Origin of the sequence: Corynebacterium sp. HMSC068H04, from assembly GCF_001811255.1 — a bacterium.
Classification (GTDB): Bacteria; Actinomycetota; Actinomycetes; order Mycobacteriales; family Mycobacteriaceae; genus Corynebacterium; species Corynebacterium hesseae.
On record NZ_KV804025.1, the window covers coordinates 1 to 328 of the forward strand.

Sequence of the window (328 nt, forward strand, 5' to 3'; positions counted from 1 at the left end):
TATATATATTATTATTTATTATTAAAAATATTACCCTTTTACCTCTGACTGCTTATAAAACCTTACATATCAAGGGTTTTCATGGGGGTACTTTTAGGTGTAAAGCGGTAAAAAGTGCTATTTCGGGGTATTTTTTTGCTTAAGATAACCATTGGTGTCTCGGGGGCTACCGAACATACTAAACTTAACCGACTTACTTCTATACCATTGGTCTGAATTATCAAGATAAAGCTTGATTTTATTCCTAATTGTCTTCGGTTGTTCGATATCATTATCTTTAAATATTTCTTTCATAACGTCCTTGACGGTTAGGCGGTCACGTTCAACA

Annotated in this window: 1 protein-coding gene; it reads right to left on the minus strand. The window is 33.5% G+C overall.

Features of this window, described 5'->3' with window-relative positions:
• Nucleotides 1–117 precede the first annotated feature (117 nt).
• The coding region (locus HMPREF2792_RS13365; RefSeq protein ID WP_232748546.1) for a hypothetical protein at nucleotides 118–328 on the minus strand (211 nt) is incomplete at its 5' end.